14 protein-coding genes are annotated in these 16,869 nt (G+C 73.9%); 12 read left to right on the top strand and 2 right to left on the bottom strand.

The genetic code is table 11. The features are described 5' to 3' along the window. Positions 1-81 precede the first annotated feature (81 nt). The 8 genes from lgt to ACRB68_RS01440 all read left to right on the top strand — a co-directional run bounded on the left by lgt (position 82) and on the right by ACRB68_RS01440 (position 11,140). Positions 82-1,587, top strand: coding sequence for a prolipoprotein diacylglyceryl transferase (gene lgt, locus ACRB68_RS42340; protein ID WP_407924273.1), 1,506 nt, complete (start codon positions 82-84; stop codon positions 1,585-1,587). A gap of 18 nt (positions 1,588-1,605) precedes the next feature. Continuing rightward, positions 1,606-2,304: a VIT1/CCC1 transporter family protein gene (locus ACRB68_RS01470; RefSeq protein ID WP_235958698.1), complete on the top strand. Its 699-nt coding sequence runs from the start codon at positions 1,606-1,608 to the stop codon at positions 2,302-2,304. A gap of 74 nt (positions 2,305-2,378) precedes the next feature. Then, positions 2,379-3,164 (top strand): hypothetical protein, encoded by a 786-nt coding sequence (locus ACRB68_RS01465; RefSeq protein WP_235958697.1) that lies wholly within the window; start codon positions 2,379-2,381, stop codon positions 3,162-3,164. 52 nt (positions 3,165-3,216) lie between these two features. Next, positions 3,217-4,128, top strand: a complete 912-nt coding sequence (locus ACRB68_RS01460) for a hypothetical protein (protein ID WP_153530504.1) — start codon at positions 3,217-3,219, stop codon at positions 4,126-4,128. Positions 4,129-4,208: 80 nt separating this feature from the next. After that, positions 4,209-4,355: a hypothetical protein gene (locus ACRB68_RS01455; protein WP_153530503.1), complete on the top strand. Its 147-nt coding sequence runs from the start codon at positions 4,209-4,211 to the stop codon at positions 4,353-4,355. 81 nt (positions 4,356-4,436) lie between these two features. Beyond that, on the top strand, positions 4,437-8,993 hold the full coding sequence (gene gltB, locus ACRB68_RS01450; RefSeq protein WP_194293170.1) for a glutamate synthase large subunit: 4,557 nt from the start codon (positions 4,437-4,439) through the stop codon (positions 8,991-8,993). Positions 8,994-9,007: 14 nt separating this feature from the next. Next, on the top strand, positions 9,008-10,471 hold the full coding sequence (locus ACRB68_RS01445; protein WP_153530502.1) for a glutamate synthase subunit beta: 1,464 nt from the start codon (positions 9,008-9,010) through the stop codon (positions 10,469-10,471). Positions 10,472-10,555: 84 nt separating this feature from the next. Then, positions 10,556-11,140, top strand: a complete 585-nt coding sequence (locus ACRB68_RS01440) for a GNAT family N-acetyltransferase (protein WP_328593595.1) — start codon at positions 10,556-10,558, stop codon at positions 11,138-11,140. A gap of 35 nt (positions 11,141-11,175) precedes the next feature. On the opposite strand, the gene ACRB68_RS01435 is transcribed toward ACRB68_RS01440, so the two are convergent. Continuing rightward, a complete protein-coding gene (locus ACRB68_RS01435; RefSeq protein WP_153530501.1) occupies positions 11,176-12,606 on the bottom strand; it encodes a pyridoxal phosphate-dependent decarboxylase family protein in 1,431 nt (476 codons plus the stop codon). Positions 12,607-12,677: 71 nt separating this feature from the next. Here ACRB68_RS01435 and ACRB68_RS01430 point away from each other — a divergent pair, with 71 nt between their 5' ends. Both ACRB68_RS01430 and ACRB68_RS01425 read left to right on the top strand, forming a co-directional pair. Next, a complete protein-coding gene (locus tag ACRB68_RS01430; RefSeq protein ID WP_235958694.1) occupies positions 12,678-13,559 on the top strand; it encodes a hypothetical protein in 882 nt (293 codons plus the stop codon). Further along, positions 13,556-13,912: an MmcQ/YjbR family DNA-binding protein gene (locus ACRB68_RS01425; RefSeq protein WP_153530500.1), complete on the top strand. Its 357-nt coding sequence runs from the start codon at positions 13,556-13,558 to the stop codon at positions 13,910-13,912. The genes ACRB68_RS01430 and ACRB68_RS01425 overlap by 4 nt, the downstream gene beginning before the upstream one ends. Here ACRB68_RS01425 and ACRB68_RS01420 read toward each other — a convergent pair. Beyond that, entirely contained in the window at positions 13,909-14,592 is a 684-nt protein-coding gene (locus ACRB68_RS01420; RefSeq protein ID WP_328593594.1) for a DUF6597 domain-containing transcriptional factor, read from the bottom strand. The genes ACRB68_RS01425 and ACRB68_RS01420 overlap by 4 nt on opposite strands. Positions 14,593-14,666: 74 nt before the next feature. On the opposite strand from ACRB68_RS01420, the gene ACRB68_RS01415 reads away from it, so the two are divergent. Both ACRB68_RS01415 and pyk read left to right on the top strand, forming a co-directional pair. Continuing rightward, positions 14,667-15,221: a type 1 glutamine amidotransferase domain-containing protein gene (locus tag ACRB68_RS01415; protein WP_153530498.1), complete on the top strand. Its 555-nt coding sequence runs from the start codon at positions 14,667-14,669 to the stop codon at positions 15,219-15,221. 173 nt (positions 15,222-15,394) lie between these two features. Beyond that, positions 15,395-16,831 (top strand): pyruvate kinase, encoded by a 1,437-nt coding sequence (gene pyk / locus ACRB68_RS01410; RefSeq protein WP_328593593.1) that lies wholly within the window; start codon positions 15,395-15,397, stop codon positions 16,829-16,831. Positions 16,832-16,869 lie beyond the last annotated feature (38 nt).

Here is a 16,869-nt window from a genome sequence, read left to right as displayed (position 1 = left end):
ATGCAGCCGCTCGCCTTCATCCCGAGTCCCTCACAGGGTGTCTGGCACCTCGGGCCCCTCCCGATCCGTGCCTACGCCATCATGATCATCATTGGCATCGTCGTCGCGGTATGGCTCGGCGAGCGGCGCTGGGCCGCCAAGGGCGGCGCCCCCGGTGTGATCATCGACGTGGCGGTGTGGGCCGTGCCGTTCGGCCTGGTCGGCGGCCGCCTCTACCACGTGATCACCGACTACCAGCGCTACTTCGGCGCGGGCGGCGACCCGGTGCGGGCGCTGAAGGTCTGGGAGGGCGGCCTCGGCATCTGGGGCGCGGTCGCGCTCGGCGCGCTCGGCGCGGTGATCGGCTGCCGCCGGCACGGGGTGTCGGTGCTGGCCCTCGGCGACGCCATCGCGCCCGGGATCGCCCTGGCGCAGGCGATCGGCCGCTGGGGCAACTACTGGAACCAGGAGCTGTACGGGCGGCCGCTGGACGCCTTCTGGGCCCTGGAGATCGACCCCGCGCACCGGCCGCGCCTGGACGGCGGCGCGATCGACCCCAAGTACGCCGACGTCGCGACCTACCACCCCACGTTCCTGTACGAGTCGCTGTGGTGCCTCGGCGTCGCCGTGCTGGTGCTGTGGGCCGACCGCCGCTACAAGCTCACCCACGGCCGCGCGTTCGCCCTCTACGTGGCCGCCTACACCGTCGGCCGCGCCTGGGTGGAGTGGCTGCGCATCGACGACGCCCACGTCATCCTCGGCCTGCGCCTGAACGACTGGACCTGCCTGGTGGTGTTCCTCGGCGCCGTCGGCTACCTGTACTGGGCGCGGAACAAGACCGGCCCGGAGAACGTCGGCACCCCCGCCCCGGCGGACGCCCCCGCTCCGGTGGACGACGTCCCCGTGGCCGAGCCGGCCGCGACGGCCACGGCCGCGGAGCCGGCCGCGACGCTCGCCGAGCCCGCTCCGCCGGCCGCGACGGCCGTCGAGCCGGCCGCCGAGGAGCCCGAGCCGCAGCCGGTGGCCATGGAGAAGCCCGAGCCGGCGGCCGAGACGGCGGTCGAGGAGCCCGAGCCCGCCGCGGAGCCCGAGCTGGCGGCCGAAACTGCGGTCGAAGAGCCCCTGCCCGCTGCGGAGCCCGAGCCGGCGGCCGAGACGGTGGTCGAGGAGCCCGAGCCCGCCGCGGAGCCCGCGCCCGTCCGGGAGCCCGAGCCCGCCGCAGAGCCCGAGCCCGCCGCAGAGCCCGAGCCCGCCGCAGAGCCCGAGCCCGTGGACGGGCCCGAGGCCGCCACGGAGCCCGTGCCCGCCGCCGAGCCCGAGGAGCGGGCCGAGGCCGAGTCCAAGAAGGACCCCGCGCCGAAGGCCGCCGCGGAGCCCGCGGGCGACCCCGCCGAGGACGCGCCCGCCCCCGCCGGGGACAATGGCGGCGACGTCTCCGCCGAGGCCGGGCCGGACGAGGGCGGCGCCGTGCCGGAGGGCCCCGGGGAGGGACCCGCCGGCCGGCCGGAGCCCGAGGCCGAGGACAAGGCCGAGGCCGAGCCCAAGAAGGACCCCGGCGCCAAGGCCGCGGGCCGGGCGGAGACGGCGCAGGACGCCACCACCACCTGATCGAGCAGGGAGACCCGGTTGGACGCCGAGATCCACCACCAGCACCGCGACGTCACCGGGGGCTGGCTGCGGCCCGCGGTGTTCGGGGCGATGGACGGGCTGGTGTCCAACTTCGCGCTGATCGCCGGCATCGCCGGCGGGCAGGCGTCCCAGCGGGTCGTGCTGCTGGCCGGCCTGGCCGGCCTGGCGGCGGGCGCGTTCTCGATGGCGGCGGGGGAGTACATCTCGGTCGCCTCGCAGTCCGAGCTCGCCGCCGCCGAGATCGAGATCGAGCGGCTGGAGCTGGCCCGGCACCCGGTGGCCGAGCAGCGCGAGCTGGCCGCGGTGTTCGAGAAGCGCGGCGTGGACGCCGAGACGGCCGCCGAGGTGGCCCGGCAGCTGTCGCGCGACCCCGAGGACGCCCTGGAGGTGCACGCCCGCGAGGAGCTCGGCGTGGCGCCGGGCGAGCTGCCCTCGCCGGTCCTGGCGGCCGCGTCGTCGTTCGTGTCGTTCGCGGTGGGCGCGCTGCTGCCGGTGCTGCCGTACCTGCTCGGCGCGGTGAACCTGTGGCCCGCCGCGATCGTGTCGGCGCTCGGGCTGTTCGGCGCGGGCGCGCTGGTGTCGCGGGTCACCAGCCGCAGCTGGTGGTTCAGCGGGCTGCGCCAGCTCGCGCTCGGCGGCGCGGCGGCGGCCCTCACCTTCGGGGTGGGGGCGCTGATCGGCGGCGGCGCCGTCTGACCGCCGCCCCACCAAGGTGACAAAACGCCCTTTTGGGAGCGCGCGGGGTGGCGGTGCCGATAAGCTCCCGGACTGTGATCGAGGCGCGTGACACCGATGCAGCCCCCGCCGCCTCCGGCGGGCGGCAGGACCGGCCCGGCCGTAAGGGGCCCGGCCCGAAGGTGCTGATCGGCGGCGCGGCCGCCCTGGTGGTCGCGCTGGCGGTGGTCGCCGGCGTGGTCCTGCTGGGCGGCGGCGGCGAGAAGAAGAAGCCCGCGGGCCCGGCGAACGGCGCGCAGATATCGCCGGTCGCCTACACCCCCGACTACGACGGCGAGGGCATGGCCAAGCTGGCGCGGCGCGACGCCGACGCCCGGCCGTTCACCGCCGACGAGGTGTTCGGCGCCGACGCCAAGGCGCTGAAGGGCGGCGGCTACGCCTACACGCTGGCGGCCTCGGACGTGGCGTCCGACTGCAAGTCCGTGACCTGGGGCGCGCGGCTGCAGGAGGACCTGGCCAAGCACGGCTGCAGCCAGATCGCCCGCGGCTCCTACGTCAGCCAGGACAAGCGCTACGTCGGCCAGTTCATCGCGATCAACATGCAGGACCAGGACGGCGTCCGGCAGATCCTGCGCGTGCTGGACCCGGCGACGTCCTCGGGCTTCGTGCTGCCCCTCGCCGCGCCCGGCGCGCCGGCGTTCACCAAGGGCTTCAGCGCCGCCTACGCCAAGACCTTCGGGCACTACGCCGTGGTCAGCTGGGTGCAGCGGGCGGGCGGCGCCGACCCCGCCAACCTCACCGAGGCGATCAACGCGAGCATCCCGATCGAGGGCCCGGCCGACTTCGTGTGGGCCCGGCTGCAGATGGTGAGCGGGAAGTGACCCCGGCCCGCCGGGACGCGGCACCGGCCGGGGATCGGTAGTCTGCGCCGTCGTGGACCACGATCGAAGGCGAGCCCAGGCGACCCGCGGCGGTGGCCGGCGTCAGCCCGCCCGCCGCGGCGCCCCCCGCCGTACCGCCGCGGTGCGCGGCGGGGGAGCGGCCCGCCCCGCGGCCCCGCCGCGTCCCGAACCCCGCGCCCCGAAGGCGCCGGCGAAACGCGCGCGCCGCTCCGGGCACCGGGCGCTGTACTTCGGCGCGGCGCTGGCGCTCGGCCTGGCGGTCGCCCTCGCCGCGGTGCTGGTGGCGGTCACCGGCGGCGAGGACGGCAAGGCGCGCCGGGGCACGTCCTTCCACGCAGCGGTGCGGCCCGCCGACAGCGGCCCGTCGCCGGAGTCCTACTCCAGCGCCCCCTCCACCGGCGTGTTCGCGCCGATCGCGCAGCGCGCCGCCGACGGCGGCCCGCTGACGGCCGAGGAGGCCTTCCCCGACGCGGCGCGCACGCTGCGCCCGGCCGGCGGCGGCGCCCGCCCGGCGCTGAAGGGCAAACGGCTCGACGGCGAGTGCTCGGCGGCGGTCTGGGGCGGCGCCCTGGCCGACGACCTGGTCCGCGCGGGCTGCACGCAGGCGGCGCGCGCCCTGTACGCCGACACCAGGGCCGGCTACGCCCTGTCGGTGACGGTGTTCAACCTGGCGAGCGCGGCGGAGGCCGACCGGGTCGTCGCCGGGCTCGGCGCCGGCCGCGGCGGCGGGTTCGTGCGGCCGCTTCCGGCCCCGGCGCCGCTGGACCGGTTCGGGCGCGGGTACGGCATGGCGCGCGGCCTGGCCATGGGCCACTACGCGGTGGTGTCGTGGGCGCAGCGCCTGGACGGCAAGGGCGACGGGCGCGACGAGACGCTGCTGTCGCTGCTGATCGAGGGCGGCAAGCAGCCCGCGGTGCTCGGCCGCGTCGCCGCCGCGCACTGATCCGGGCCCCTCCCGGGCCCCTGGCGGCGCATCCGCCCGGTCACGTATCGTGTTACCGGCGGGTCAAACATCGGCGCCCGGTGACGATGATCACCGAGGTCAGCGCGTTTTCCCGGAAAAACCCGCCGGTATCCTGGTCTAAACCACTACGGACCGCCCAGGAACTCGACCCCGCCGAGAAGTTTCGCGATCTGGTCGAGTCGGGCATGATCCCGGCAGTGATGTAATGTCATGACACCGCAGCAGGGCCAACGTCGTCCCGGACTGCACTGACATCGAACAGTGACACGACGACGACGGGAGGGTTGATGGCTGCTGCTGCCCTCACGCCGGGCCGCCCCGAGACCCAGGGGCTGTACGACCCGGCCAACGAGCACGACGCCTGCGGCGTCGGCATGGTGGCGGACCTGCACGGTCGCAAGAGCCACGACATCGTCCAGAACGCCCTGACCGTCCTGAAGAACCTGGACCACCGGGGCGCCGTGGGCGCGGAGCCCGACGACGGCGACGGCGTCGGCATCCTCGTCCAGGTCCCGGACGCCTTCTTCCGCGAGGTCTGCGACTTCGCGCTGCCCGAGGCCGGCGCGTACGCCGCCGGCATCGCCTTCCTCCCGGCGGACGCCGACGAGCGCGCCGCCGCGGTGGCGCACGTCGAGACGCTCTGCGTCGAGGAGGGCCTCACCGTCCTCGGCTGGCGCGAGCTGCCGACCGACCCGAACTTCGCCGGCCCGGCCGCGCGCCGCGCCATGCCGCACTTCGCGCAGCTGTTCGTGGCGCCGGCCGCCCGCGGCCTGCACACCGGCAAGACCGGCCTGGAGCTGGACCGCGCGGTGTTCTGCATGCGCGAGCGCGCCGAGCAGGACGTGCGGGTGTACTTCCCGAGCCTGTCCAGCCGCACCCTCGTCTACAAGGGCATGCTGACCACGCCGCAGCTGGAGCCCTTCTTCCCCGACCTGTCGGACCCGCGCTTCCAGTCGGCCATCGCGCTGGTGCACTCGCGGTTCTCCACCAACACCTTCCCGGCGTGGGAGCTGGCGCACCCGTACCGGTTCGTCGCGCACAACGGCGAGATCAACACCGTCAAGGGCAACCGGAACTGGATGCGCGCCCGCGAGGCGCTGCTGAAGTCCGACCTCATCCCCGGCGACCTGTCCCGCATCTACCCGGTGATCGACATCGAGGCCAGCGACACCGCCTCGTTCGACGAGTGCCTGGAGCTGCTGCACCTGGGCGGCCGGTCGCTGCCGCACGCGGTGCTGATGATGATCCCCGAGGCGTGGGAGAACCACACCGAGATGGACCCGGCGCGCCGGGCCTTCTACGAGTTCCACTCCACGCTCATGGAGGCCTGGGACGGCCCGGCGAGCGTGACCTTCACCGACGGCACCGTCGTCGGCGCCGTGCTGGACCGCAACGGCCTGCGCCCCGGCCGCTACTGGGTGACCGACGAGGGCTTCGTCGTGCTGTCCAGCGAGTCGGGCGTGCTGGACATCCCGGTCGGCAACGTGGTCCGCAAGGGCCGGCTGCAGCCGGGCCGGATCTTCCTGGTGGACACCGCGGCCGGCCGGATCGTCGAGGACGACGAGGTCAAGGCCGAGCTGGCCGCCGAGCACCCCTACGGCGAGTGGCTGCACGAGGGCCTGGTCCGCTTCGAGGAGCTCCCGCAGCGCGAGCGCGAGGTGCCGACCCACGAGACCCTGGTCAAGCGCCAGCAGACCTTCGGGTACACCCTGGAGGAGCAGCGGGTCATCTTGACCCCGATGGCGCGGACCGGCGCCGAGCCGATCGGCTCGATGGGCACCGACACCCCGATCGCGGTGCTGTCGGAGCGCCCGCGGCTGCTGTTCGACTACTTCAAGCAGCTGTTCGCGCAGGTCACCAACCCGCCGCTGGACGCCATCCGCGAGGAGCTGGTGACCAGCCTGCAGTCCACCCTCGGCCCCGAGGGCAACCTGCTGGAGCCGGGCCCCGACTCGTGCCGGCGGCTGGTGCTGCCGACGCCGATCCTGGACAACGACGAGCTCTCCAAGATCATCCACATCAACGACGAGGGCTCCCTGCCGCACCTGCAGGCCCACGTCGTGCACGGCCTGTACGACGTGGCCGGCGGCGGCGAGGCCCTGGAGGCGCGCCTGGAGGAGATCTGCTCGGAGGTGTCGCGGGTCATCGCGGCCGGCGCGCGCATCATCGTCCTGTCCGACCGCGGCTCGGACTCGGCCAAGGCCGCGATCCCGGCGCTGCTGCTCACCGGCGCGGTGCACCACCACCTGATCCGGGAGAAGACCCGCACCCAGGTCGGCCTGGTCATCGAGACCGCCGAGGCCCGCGAGGCGCACCACATGGCGCTGCTCATCGGCTACGGCGCCTCGGCGATCAACCCCTACCTGGCGATCGAGACCGTCGAGGACCTGATCCGCACCGGCGCGCTGCCCGGCCTGGACCCGGTCAAGGCCGTGCGCAACCTGGTGAAGGCCTACGGCAAGGGCGTCCTGAAGGTCATGTCGAAGATCGGCGTGTCCACGGTGGCGTCCTACACCGGCGCGCAGATCTTCGAGGCGATCGGCCTCGGCGAGCAGGTCGTGGCGCGCTGCTTCACCGGCACCACCTCCCGGCTCGGCGGCGTCGGCTTCGACGTCATCGCGGCCGAGGTCGCCGAGCGGCACCGCCGCGCCTACCCGCTGAACGGCAACGACGCCGCGCACCGCACCCTGGAGGTCGGCGGCGAGTACCAGTGGCGCCGCGAGGGCGAGCTGCACCTGTTCAACCCCGACACGGTGTTCAAGCTGCAGCACGCCACCCGCACCCGCCGCTACGAGATCTTCAAGGAGTACACCGGCCAGGTGGACTCCCAGGCGGAGCGGCTGATGACGCTGCGCGGCCTGTTCGAGCTGCGCGAGGGCGTGCGCCCGCCGGTGCCGATCGAGGAGGTCGAGCCGGTATCGGAGATCGTCAAGCGGTTCTCCACCGGCGCGATGTCCTACGGCTCGATCTCGGCCGAGGCGCACGAGACCCTGGCCATCGCGATGAACCGCCTCGGCGGCAAGTCCAACACCGGTGAGGGCGGCGAGGACCCGCGCCGGTTCGTCGCCGACGAGAACGGCGACCTGCGCCGCAGCTCCATCAAGCAGGTGGCCTCGGGCCGGTTCGGCGTGACGTCGGAGTACCTGACCAACGCCGACGACATCCAGATCAAGATGGCGCAGGGCGCCAAGCCCGGCGAGGGCGGGCAGCTGCCCGGCCACAAGGTGTACCCGTGGATCGCCAAGACGCGGCACTCCACGCCGGGCGTCGGCCTGATCTCGCCGCCGCCGCACCACGACATCTACTCGATCGAGGACCTGGCCCAGCTCATCCACGACCTGAAGAACGCCAACCCGCAGGCGCGCGTGCACGTCAAGCTCGTCGCCGAGGTCGGGGTCGGCACGGTCGCGGCGGGGGTGTCCAAGGCGCACGCCGACGTGGTGCTGATCTCCGGGCACGACGGCGGCACCGGCGCCTCGCCGCTCACCTCGCTGAAGCACGCGGGCGCGCCGTGGGAGCTCGGCCTGGCCGAGACCCAGCAGACGCTGCTGCTGAACGGGTTGCGCGACCGCATCGTGGTGCAGGCCGACGGGCAGATGAAGACCGGCCGCGACGTGGTCGTCGCGGCGCTGCTCGGCGCCGAGGAGTACGGCTTCGCCACCGCCCCGCTGGTGGTGTCGGGCTGCGTGATGATGCGGGTGTGCCACCTGGACACCTGCCCGGTCGGCGTCGCGACGCAGAACCCGGTGCTGCGCGAGCGCTTCACCGGCAAGCCCGAGTTCGTGGTCAACTTCTTCGAGTTCATCGCGCAGGAGGTCCGCGAGTACCTGGCGGCTCTCGGCTTCCGCTCGCTGGAGGAGGCCATCGGGCACGTCGAGATGATCGACGCCCGGCAGGCGGTGGACCACTGGAAGGCCGCCGGGCTGGACCTGACGCCGATCCTGCACCGGCCGCAGGTGGCCGAGGGCGCGTCGCTGCGGCAGACCACCGTCCAGGACCACGGCCTGGACAAGGCGCTGGACAACACGCTGATCCAGCTCGCCGAGGGCGCGATCGCGTTCGGCGACAAGGTGACGCTGGACCTGCCGATCCGCAACGTCAACCGCACCGTCGGCACGATGCTCGGCCACGAGATCACCCGCAAGTGGGGCGGCGAGGGCCTGCCCGACGACACCATCGACATCACCTTCACCGGGTCGGCCGGCAACTCCTTCGGCGCGTTCGTGCCCCGCGGCATCACGCTGCGGCTGAACGGCGACGCCAACGACTACGTCGGCAAGGGCCTGTCGGGGGGCCGGATCGTCCTGCGCACCCCGGCGGAGGCCGCGTTCGACCCGGCGACGCAGATCATCGGCGGCAACGTGATCCTGTACGGCGCCACCTCGGGCGAGCTGTTCGCCCGCGGCGTCGTCGGCGAGCGGTTCTGCGTCCGCAACTCGGGCGCGACCGCGGTCGTGGAGGGCGTCGGCGACCACGCGCTGGAGTACATGACCGGCGGCCGCGCGGTGATCCTCGGCCCGGCCGGGCGCAACGTGGCGGCCGGCATGTCGGGCGGCATCGCCTACCTGCTGGACCTGGTGGCCGAACGGGTCAACCCCGAGATGGTCGACCTGGAGCCGCTCACCGCCGAGGACGCGCAGTTCGTGCGCGGGCTGGTGGAACGGCACCTGGCCGAGACCGGCTCGGACGTGGCCGAGAAGCTGCTGGCCGACTGGGACGCGTCCGCGGCCCGCTTCACCAAGATCATGCCGCGGGACTACCGGCGGGTGCTGCAGGCGGCCGAGGCCGCCCGCGCCGAGGGCCGGGACGTCGACGAGGCCATCATGGCCGCCGCGCAGAGCTGAGAGGGGGACTCGCCATGGCAGACCCGAAGGGTTTCCTGACCGTCCAGCGGGAGCTCCCGCAGCGCCGCCCGGTCGACGTGCGCATCAGGTCCTGGTCGGAGGTCTACGAGGACTTCGGCAAGGAGAGGCTGGAGAAGCAGGCGAGCCGCTGCATGGACTGCGGCATCCCGTTCTGCCACCAGGGCTGCCCGCTCGGCAACCTCATCCCCGAGTGGAACGACCTGGTCTACCGCACCGACTGGCACGAGGCCATCGAGCGGCTGCACGCCACCAACAACTTCCCCGAGTTCACCGGGAAGCTGTGCCCCGCCCCGTGCGAGGCGGCGTGCGTCCTCGGCATCAACCAGGAGCCGGTGGCGATCAAGCGCGTCGAGGCCGAGATCATCGACCGGGCCTGGTCGGAGGGCTGGGTGCGCCCGCAGCCGCCCGCGGTCAAGACCGGCAAGAAGGTCGCGGTCGTCGGCTCGGGCCCGGCGGGCCTCGCCGCCGCCCAGCAGCTCACCCGCGCCGGCCACGACGTCAAGGTGTACGAGCGCGCCGACCGCGTCGGCGGCCTGCTGCGCTACGGCATCCCCGAGTTCAAGATGGAGAAGAAGCACCTGGACCGGCGCATCGCCCAGATGCGCGCCGAGGGCACCGACTTCAAGACCTCGGTGAACGTGGGCGTCGACATCACCGCCGAGGAGCTGCGCGAGGGCCACGACGCGGTGCTGCTCGCCGGCGGCGCCACGGTGTGGCGCGACCTGCCGGTGCCCGGCCGCGATCTGGCGGGCGTGTACCAGGCGATGGAGTACCTGCCCCTGGCCAACAAGGTGCAGGAGGGCGACTACGAGACCGCCCCGGTCTCGGCGGCCGGCAAGCACGTGGTGGTGATCGGCGGCGGCGACACCGGCGCCGACTGCATCGGCACCGCGATCCGCCAGGGCGCCGCGTCGGTGACCCAGCTGGAGATCATGCCGCGGCCGCCGGAGTCGCGGCCGGGCCACCAGCCCTGGCCGACGTTCCCCATCCTGTTCAAGATGGAGAGCGCGCACGAGGAGCTGGCCGACCTCGGCGGCGACCGCGTGTACGCGGTGTCGACGGTGGAGTTCCTCGGCGACGGGGCCGGCAACGTCCGCGCGCTGAAGCTGGTCGAGGTCGGCGGCCCCGAGACCGGGTTCGCGCCGGTCGAGGGCACCGAGCGCGAGATCCCGGCCGAGCTGGTCACCCTCGCCATGGGCTTCCTCGGCCCGCAGAAGCAGGGCCTGCTGGAGCAGCTCGGCGTCGAGCTGGACCAGCGCGGCAACGTGGTGCGCGGCGGCGACTACGCGACCTCGGTCGACGGGGTCTTCGCGGCCGGCGACATGGGCCGCGGCCAGTCGCTGATCGTGTGGGCGATCGCCGAGGGCCGCGCCGCCGCGCGCGGCGTGGACGCGTTCCTCACCGGCCACTCCGCCCTGCCCTACCCCATTCCGCCGACCGCCCGCCCGATGGCATGATCATCTAGCGGACAGCAGGCACAGGTCCGCCGCGCCCCGGCTCCCGCCGGGGCGCGGCGGTCCGCGTATTCAGGGGGGAACGCCGTGCCGAGCCGGCGCATCGAGGTCACCACGTGGTATCTGGAACAGCGCGACCCGGTCGAGCTGCGACCGGCCGGCGAACCCGCCGTCCCGGTGCGGATCGTCCGGGCGGAGGTGCCGAGCCCCGAGCTCAGCCGCTTCCTGTACACCGCGGTCGGCGGCGACTGGTACTGGACCGACCGGCTGCCGTGGACCTACGAGCAGTGGCGCAACTGGCTCGTCCGGCCGGGCGTGGAGACCTGGGTGGCGTACGTGCGCGGCACGCCCGCCGGGTACGCCGAACTGGACCCCCAGCCCGGCGGGCAGGTCGAGATCACCTACTTCGGGCTGCTGCCGGCGTTCCACGGGCAGGGCCTCGGCGGGCACCTGCTGGCGACCGGCGCGCGCCGCGCCTGGGACCTGGCCGAGCGCTGGCCCGGCCGCGAGCCGACCGGCCGGGTGTGGGTGCACACCTGCTCCAACGACGGCCCGGCCGCGCTGAAGAACTACCAGGCGCGCGGTTTCCGCGTCTATGACGTCAAGGTCGGCGCCGAGACGCACGAGCACCACCCGCCGGGCCCCTGGCCGGGGGCGCATCCGGCGGAGTGAGCCGGCGGGGCCCGCCCGGCGGGCCCCGCCGCGGCTCAGCCGCCCGTCAGGGCGGCGCCGAGCTCGCGCAGCACCGTGACCAGCAGTTCCACGTCCCCGGGCGTCGTGCGCCAGTTCAGCGGCGCGGGGCGGAACACCCGCATGCCCCGGTACAGGCTCGTCCCGGCGTACACCCGGCCGTCGGCGAGCAGCGCCTCGCCGAGGCGGGCGTTCAGGTCGTCCAGCTCCTCCTCGGGCACGCCCGGCGGCCGGTAGCGGAAGCACACCACGCACAGCTGCACCGGCGCCAGCAGCTCCAGGTCGGGCGCCCGCTCCACCAGCGCGCCGAGGTGCCCGGCGACGTCCAGGTGCCGCTCCACCATCGCGCGGTGCCCGTCGCGGCCGTAGGCGCGCAGCGTCGCCCAGATCGGCAGCGCCCGCGCCCGCCGCGACGACTCCGGGCCGAGCATGTTGTAGTTGACGCGCCCGTCGCCGGCGTCCGGCAGGTAGGCCGCGCCCCACGCGCCGAACGCCCGCGACATCCACGAGGCGTCGCGCACGAACGAGAACCCGCTCTCGTAGGGCACGTTCAGCCACTTGTGCCCGTCGGCGGTGATCGAGTTGGCACGTTCCACCCCGCGCGCCAGGTGAGCGGTGCGCGGCGACAGCGCCGCGAACAGCCCGAACGCGCCGTCCACGTGCAGCCACGCCCCGTACCGCTCCGCCAGGTCGGCCAGCTCGGCGATCGGGTCGGAGTCGCCGGTGTTGACCTCGCCGAGATTGCCGATGATCACCGCGGGGCCGTCCAGCGCCGCGAGCGCGGCCTCCATCGCGGGCAGGTCGATCCGCCCGGCGTCGTCGCGCGCGAACGTGCGCAGCGTGTCACGGCCGCAGCCGAGCATCTGCAGCGTCTTGCGGGTGCTGACGTGCACCAGGCCGCTGCTCAGCACCGGCATCTCCGGCAGGCCCGCCAGGCCCTGCGCGGACACGTCCACACCGTGCTGCTCGGCCCACCACGACCGCGCGCAGGCGAGGCCGGTCAGGTGCGCGAACGTGGCGCTCGGCGTCAGCACCGCTCCGAAGGAGGCGGGCAGCCCGAACAGCTCCTTCAGCCAGCCGAGCGCGACGGTCTCGGCGCGCGCCGCGAACGGCGAGGACGCCCACAGGCCCGCCGTCTGGTCCAGCAGCGACGCCGTCCAGTCCGCCGCCAACGCCGCCGGCGTGGACCCGCCGACGACCAGGTGGAAGAAGCGCGGGCCGGAGGAGTGCGTCGCCGCCCCCGTGCCGACCCGCACCAGCCGCTCGACGCTGTCGAGCGTGCCCGCCCCGTGCTCGGGCAGCGGCCCGCCCAGCTCCTCCAGCAGCGCGTCGGCGTCCCGGTCGTGGACCTTGCGCTCCGGCAGCGACCCCAGATACGGCCCGGCGGCCTGGAACACCAGTTCCAGGGCGGTCTCGGCGATGTCGCGCTCGTGAAGTGGATCACTCATCACCGTAGTCAAGACCGTCGCGTCCGTTTTCGACAAGCCCCCCGGCCGCCGGCCGCCCTACGGTCGTGTCCATGGACACGACCATGGACATGCTGAACGACGCCGAGGGCTTCCTGCGGCTGAACGCCCGCCTGATCGACCGGCACCGGTTCGCCCTGCACTTCCGCGGCGCCGGCCCCGCACCCGTCCTCGCCGCGCTGCGCCCCTACGAGAACCCCGACGGCGGCTACGGCCACGCCCTGGAACCGGACCTGCGCGGCGAGGCCAGCCAGCCCGTCCCGGCCCAGCACGCCCTGGAGATCCTGCACGAGACCGGCGCGGACGACGACCCCGCCGTCGCCCGCATCGCCGCCCACCTGGAGACGATCACCGCGCCGGACGGGGGAGTGCCGTTCGTGCTGCCCGCCGGGCCCGAAGCCCCCCGCGCTCCCTGGTGGCGCACCACCGACACCGAACCGCCCGGCTCCATCAACCCCACCGCCTCGCTCGCCGGCCTGCTGTACCGCGCCGGCCTCCCCGAGAACCCCTGGCTGAAGAACGCCGCCGAATTCTGCTGGCGCTACCTGGAGGCCCCCGGCGCCGAACCCGGCCCCTACGACGTCCTGGCCATCCTGACCTTCCTGGACCACACCCCCGAACGCGACCGCGCCGAAGCCGCCTTCACCCGCCACCGCGCCACGCTCGCCGCCGCCGCGACCCTCGACCCGCACGCCGAAGGCGCCGTGCACTCCCCGCTCGACCTCGCGCCCACCCCGCACGGATACGGCCGCCGCCTGTTCACCGACGAGACCGTCCAGGCCCACCTGGACGCCCTCGCCGCCGCCCGCCGCCCCGACGGCGGCTGGACCGTCGGCTTCCTGATCTGGACCCCCGTCACCGAACCCGAATGGCGCGGCCACATCACCGTCGAACGGCTGCTGACCCTGCGCGCCTACGGCATGATCGGGACATGACGCCCGAGACCGCCGCCGACCACTGCCTGTCCCTGCCCGGCGCCACCGAGGACTTCCCCTTCGGCCCCCAGCCCGCCGTCTACCGCATCGCCGGCAAGATCTTCGCGCTGCTCGCCGAGGACGCCGACCCGCCGCGCGTCAGCCTGAAACTGCCGCCCGACGAGGTCACCGCGCTGAAGGCCGAGTACGCCGGCACCGTGCTGCCCGGCTACCACCTCAACAAACGCCACTGGGTGACGGTCCTGTTCGGCGCCGCCCTGGACGAGGCCGAGGTGCTCGCCCTCATCGAGCAGTCCTACGACACCGTCGCCGCCACCCTCCCCAAGCGGCTCCGCCCGCCGCGCCGCGACTAGAGCAAGGAGCGGATCGGGACGCCGCCGAGGGCCCGCACCTCATGCGCCAGGTGCGCCTGGTCGGCGTACCCGGCCGCATACGCCACCTCCGCCAGCGGCCGCCCCGCCCGCGCCATCCCGAGCGCCCGCTGGAAACGCAGCACCCGCTGCAGCGTCTTCGGCCCGTACCCGAACGCCGCCGCCGCGCGCCGCCGCAACTGCCGCTCACCGAACCCGAGCGCGTCCGCGGCCTCCCGCACCGACCCCGCGCCGAGACCCGCCACCAGCGCCGGGACGAACGGATCCACCGGCCCCGCCAGCCGCGCCCGCACCGCCCCCAGCAGCGCCGCCCGAGGATCGGCGGCCGCGGCGAGCCGCTCGGCCTCATCGCCCCACAGCTCCCGCAACGGTATCCGCGCGTCCCGGACCGCGTCCACCGCCACACCGAGCACCGGCGCCGCCGTCCCCGGCCGCAGCCGCACCCCGAACAACCGGTCGCCCGGCGCCAGCTCGGCGGGCGCCGGACCGGTGTCGGGACCCGCCACCGTGATCCGCGCGTCCCGGCCCCACCAGATCAGGTCCACGCAGCCGTCCGGCACGACACGCTGCCGGAACGGGCCGCCCGCGTCCGCCGGCAGCGCCGCCCGCCACACGCACGCCAGCCCCGCCGCCCGCTCCTCGCGGTAACCGATGCCGCTCACGACACCCTGCATACCATCCGCCTGACCGGGCAGGGCGAAAGGAGAACCGACACGAGCGACCAGGAGGACCACCTATGGCAACCGATCTCCACGGAAAGACGATCGCCTTCCTCGCCGCGCCCGAGGGCGTCGAGCAGGTCGAGCTGACCGAACCCTGGAAGGCCGTCGAGCAGGCCGGCGGGCAGCCCCGCCTCGTCTCCACCCAGTCCGGCCGCCTCCAGGCCTTCGACCACCTGGACCAGGCCGACACCTTCCCCGTCGACACCACCGTCGACGTCTCCGACTCCACCGAGTTCGACGCCCTGGTCCTGCCCGGCGGCGTCGCCAACCCCGACTTCCTGCGCATGGACGAGGGCGCCGTCGCCTTCGTCAAGGCGTTCTTCGACGCCGGCAAGCCCGTCGCGGCCATCTGCCACGCGCCCTGGACGCTGATCGAGGCCGACGTGGTGCGCGGCCGCGTGCTCACCTCCTGGCCGAGCCTGCGCACCGACCTGCGCAACGCCGGCGCCACCTGGGTCGACGAGGAGGTCAAGGTGTGCGACCACGGGAACAACGTCCTGGTCACCAGCCGCAAGCCCGACGACCTGAAGGCCTTCTGCCAGGCGTTCGTCGAGGTCTTCAAGCGGTGACCGCCGCGCCGGTGGTCCGGGCCGTGGTGCAAGCCCGTGGTGCAAGCCCGTGGTGCGAACCCGCGGTGAAAGCCCGCGGGGAAAGCCTGTGGTCTGGACCACCGGATGAATCTTCGGTGGCCGCAACCTGCACGAATATCCGTACCGGCTGGTAACTAAGTAGCGTTGTTCCCGTGAACCGTCGAGCGAAGATCGTCAGTACCATCGGCCCCGCCTGCTCCAGCGCCGAGCAGATCCGCGCCCTCGTGGACGCCGGCGTCGACGTCGCCCGGCTCAACATGAGCCACGGCGACCACGCCGGGCACGAAGAGGTCTACCACCGGCTGCGCGCCGCCGCCGCCGAGACCGGCCGCGGCGTCGGCATCCTGGCCGACCTGCAGGGCCCCAAGATCCGCGTCGGCCGGTTCCCCGACGGCCCCGTCCGCCTCACCCTCGGCGACGAGTTCACCATCACCACCGACGACGTCCCCGGCACCCGCAAAGAGGTCTCCACCACCTACCAGGGCCTGCCCGGCGACGTCAGCCCCGGCGACACCGTCCTCATCGACGACGGCCGCGTCGCCCTCGAGGTCGTCGACGTCGACGGCACCCGCGTCCGCACCAAGGTCACCGTCGGCGGCATGGTCTCCGACAACAAGGGCCTCAACCTGCCCGGCGTCCCCGTCAGCGTCCCCGCCCTCACCGACAAGGACGAGACCGACCTGCGCTGGGCCTTGCGCCTCGGCGTCGACATGGTCGCCCTGTCCTTCGTCCGCAGCGCCGACGACGCCGAGATCTGCTACCAGATCATGGAGGAGGAGGGCGTCCGCGTCCCCCTCATCGGCAAGATCGAGAAGCCGCAGGCCGTCGACAACCTCCCCGACATCGTCGCCGCCTTCGACGGCATCATGGTCGCCCGCGGCGACCTCGGCGTCGAACTGCCCCTCGAGCAGGTCCCCATCGTGCAAAAGCGCGCCATCGAGCTCTGCCGCGAGAAGGCCCGCCCCGTCATCGTCGCCACCCAGATGCTCGAATCGATGATCTCCGCGCCCCGGCCCACCCGCGCCGAGGCCTCCGACGTCGCCAACGCCGTCTTCGAAGGCGCCGACGCCGTCATGCTGTCGGGCGAGACCAGCGTCGGCCAGTACCCCATCCTCGCCGTGCAGACCATGAGCCGCATCGTCTCCACCGCCGAGGAGGCCTCCCTGCAGGCCACCCACACCCTCGACCGCATCCCCGAGACCGTCGGCGGCGCCATCGCCCGCGCCGCCGCCGAGGTCGGCGCGACCGTCGGCGCCGAGGCCCTGGTCGCCTTCACCATGTCCGGCGAGACCGCCCGCCGCCTCTCCCGCTACCGCTCGCCCATCCCGCTGCTGGCCTTCACCTCCGTGCCCGCCGTCCGCGGCCGCCTCGCCCACGTGTGGGGCGTGGAGACCTTCATCGTCCCCCACGTCGACCACACCGACGACATGGTCCGCCAGGTCGAACAGGGCCTGCTGGAGGCCGGCCGCTGCCAGAAGGGCGACCGCGTCGTCGTCGTCGCCGGCTCCCCGCCCGGCACCCCCGGCTCCACCAACGCCCTGCGCGTCCACCGCATCGGCGACGCCATCGCCCACGCCCTGCGCCACTGAACGTGCGCCACTGAACCCGCACCACCGGCCAGCACACC

Origin of the sequence: Actinomadura macrotermitis, from assembly GCF_009604375.1 — a bacterium.
Classification (GTDB): Bacteria; Actinomycetota; Actinomycetes; order Streptosporangiales; family Streptosporangiaceae; genus Spirillospora; species Spirillospora macrotermitis.
This window is presented reverse-complemented; position numbering and strand designations above follow the sequence as displayed.

Bases quoted from the DNA above. Each gene is read 5' to 3' on its own strand.
- ACRB68_RS01430 (WP_235958694.1), top strand. From the start codon at position 12,678: ATGGACACGACCATGGACATGCTGAACGACGCCGAGGGCTTCCTGCGG.
- ACRB68_RS01445 (WP_153530502.1), top strand. From the start codon at position 9,008: ATGGCAGACCCGAAGGGTTTCCTGACCGTCCAGCGGGAGCTCCCGCAG.
- gltB (WP_194293170.1), top strand. From the start codon at position 4,437: ATGGCTGCTGCTGCCCTCACGCCGGGCCGCCCCGAGACCCAGGGGCTG.
- ACRB68_RS01415 (WP_153530498.1), top strand. From the start codon at position 14,667: ATGGCAACCGATCTCCACGGAAAGACGATCGCCTTCCTCGCCGCGCCC.
- ACRB68_RS01425 (WP_153530500.1), top strand. From the start codon at position 13,556: ATGACGCCCGAGACCGCCGCCGACCACTGCCTGTCCCTGCCCGGCGCC.
- lgt (WP_407924273.1), top strand. From the start codon at position 82: ATGATCATCATTGGCATCGTCGTCGCGGTATGGCTCGGCGAGCGGCGC.
- ACRB68_RS01435 (WP_153530501.1), bottom strand. From the start codon at position 12,606: ATGAGTGATCCACTTCACGAGCGCGACATCGCCGAGACCGCCCTGGAA.